Origin of the sequence: Mesorhizobium sp. M2A.F.Ca.ET.039.01.1.1 (assembly GCF_003998035.1) — a bacterium.
Lineage (GTDB): Bacteria > Pseudomonadota > Alphaproteobacteria > Rhizobiales > Rhizobiaceae > Mesorhizobium.
Window position 1 is genome coordinate 1 of the sequence record NZ_RZRY01000845.1, and the last position, 2,376, is coordinate 2,376.

Sequence of the window (2,376 nt, forward strand, 5' to 3'; positions counted from 1 at the left end):
GAAGCTCAGCGACGCGCGCTCATTGGCGGCAACATCGCGCGTCAGCGCCTCCGCCGTGGCGGGATCGACCAGCCCGATCTCCCGCCAGCGCGCGATATCCGCCCTCACCCTTGTGGCATAGCCCGCCATGCATTTCCCCCAAGCCCGACCACTTCCTTAGTCGAAACAGCCAAACCGTTGACGCAGCGGCATTTTTCGATTCGGCCTTCTTTGTGACGCAGGCGTGAATGGCGGTTAATGTTGCATTGCACAATTTGCATTGCTGCCATGCGCCAACGGCACTTTTAAATCGATACGATCCCCCATATTTTCTGTTCGTACACAAACGGAATGATCCGAACTAAAGACGAAACGAGAACTACCATGAACCTGATCCGCAACTACCGCAACTGGCGCCGCTACCGGGAAACCGTTTCCGAGCTGAACCGCCTGTCGAACCGTGAACTGACCGACCTCGGCATCAGCCGCAGCGACATCCACTACGTCGCCCGCAAGGCGGTCTAATCCGCTTCGGACCGCAAATGGTCCGAACCAGTTTTGAAGAGAGTTAAGACAATGAACCTGATCCGTAGCTATCGTAACTGGCGCGTTTATCGCGAGACGGTTTCCGAGCTGGGTCGGCTTTCGAACCGTCAGCTCCATGATCTCGGCATCGTCCGCGACGAGATCAAGATGGTCGCCCGCAAGGCGATCTAAGCAAGGAATTTCGCCAGGGTCGACCTCCTCCCCGACCCTGACGAATGAGGTCAACCTTCACCTCCTCCCGAGGGTTGACCACCGAAACGGCGCCCGCCGGACCTCCTCCCCCGGCGGGCGTTGTTCAAGAAGCGAACGTAGTTCGTCGTCGAAGGTTTCGCCCCTTCTGAAAAAGGCGAAAGGAATTTCGTCAAAGCCGACCTCCTCCCCGGCGATGACGAATTAGGTCGATCTTCACCTCCTCCCGAGGATCGACCCCCAAAACGACACCCGCCGGACCTCCTCCCCCGGCGGGTGTTGTTGTTTTAGGCGCCAGTTTCTCGCCGTCGCCGCCTGGCAATTGCAATCGGGCCGCCAAGCGATTATTCCGGCGCTCATGAGCAAAAATCCCGTACACGTCGTCGGCGGCGGCCTCGCCGGCTCCGAAGCGGCATGGCAAATCGCCGAGGCCGGCGTTCCGGTCGTGCTGCACGAGATGCGCCCGGTGCGCGGCACCGACGCGCATAAGACCGATGGCCTGGCCGAGCTCGTCTGCTCGAACTCCTTCCGCTCCGACGACGCCGAAAACAACGCGGTCGGCCTGCTGCATGCCGAAATGCGGCTGGCCGGCTCGCTGATCATGAGCGCCGGCGATGCCAACCAGGTGCCGGCCGGCGGCGCGCTGGCCGTCGACCGCGACCGGTTTTCCGACGCGGTCACCGCGAAGATCGAAGCGCATCCGCTGATCACCATCCAACGTGAGGAAGTGCCTGGGCTGCCGCCGGCGGACTGGGACCAGGCGATCATCGCCACCGGTCCACTGACGGCGCCGTCGCTGGCACAGTCGATCGCCGAGGCGACCGGCGCCGACGCGCTGGCCTTCTTCGATGCCATCGCGCCGATCGTGCATTTCGACACGATCGACATGAACACCGCCTGGTTCCAGTCGCGCTACGACAAGGTCGGTCCCGGCGGCACCGGCAAGGACTACATCAACTGCCCGATGGACAAGGACCAGTATTTCGCCTTCGTCCAGGCGCTGCTGGAGGGCCAGAAAACCGAGTTCAAAGAGTGGGAAGGCACGCCCTATTTCGACGGCTGCCTGCCGATCGAGGTCATGGCCGAACGCGGCGTCGAGACGCTGCGCTACGGCCCGATGAAGCCGATGGGCCTGACCAACGCCCACAATCCCTCGGTCAAGGCCTATGCGGTGATGCAGCTCCGTCAGGACAATGCGCTGGGCACGCTCTACAACATGGTCGGTTTCCAGACGAAGCTGAAGCATGCCGAGCAGGTGCGCATCTTCCGCACCATTCCTGGGCTCGAAAATGCTGAGTTCGCGCGCCTCGGCGGCCTGCACCGCAACACCTACATCAACTCGCCGACGCTGCTCGATCCCTCGCTGCAGCTGAAATCGCGGCCGGGTCTGCGCTTTGCCGGCCAGATCACCGGCTGCGAAGGCTATGTGGAAAGCGCCGCGATCGGCCTGCTCGCCGGCCGCTTCGCCGCCGCCTCGCGGCTCGGCCACGCGCCCGCGCTGCCGCCGGCGACCACCGCCTTCGGCGCGCTGCTGAACCACATCACCGGCGGGCATATCGTGTCGGATGATGAGCCCGGCAAACGCTCCTTCCAGCCAATGAACGTCAATTTCGGCCTTTTCCCGCCGGTCGAAGCGCCGAAGGCCGACGGCAAGCGCCTGCG

General features: G+C 63.0%; 3 protein-coding genes and 1 pseudogene. 3 read left to right on the forward strand and 1 reads right to left on the reverse strand.

Features of this window, described 5'->3' with window-relative positions; all coding sequences use genetic code 11:
• Nucleotides 1-129: pseudogene (locus EOA24_RS43515) on the reverse strand (DUF2157 domain-containing protein); the annotation flags it as partial.
• A gap of 234 nt (nucleotides 130-363) precedes the next feature.
• Here EOA24_RS43515 and EOA24_RS34530 point away from each other — a divergent pair.
• The 3 genes from EOA24_RS34530 to trmFO all read left to right on the forward strand — a co-directional run.
• A complete protein-coding gene (locus EOA24_RS34530; protein WP_082056373.1) occupies nucleotides 364-504 on the forward strand; it encodes a DUF1127 domain-containing protein in 141 nt (46 codons plus the stop codon).
• A gap of 51 nt (nucleotides 505-555) precedes the next feature.
• The gene (locus EOA24_RS34535) at nucleotides 556-696 is read left to right on the forward strand and encodes a DUF1127 domain-containing protein (protein ID WP_082056374.1); all 141 of its coding nucleotides are present in this window, start codon (nucleotides 556-558) and stop codon (nucleotides 694-696) included.
• Between the two features lie 376 nt (nucleotides 697-1,072).
• Nucleotides 1,073-2,376, forward strand: a 1,304-nt coding sequence (gene trmFO / locus EOA24_RS34540; protein ID WP_127410618.1) for a methylenetetrahydrofolate--tRNA-(uracil(54)-C(5))-methyltransferase (FADH(2)-oxidizing) TrmFO, incomplete at its 3' end; no start/stop codon positions are given.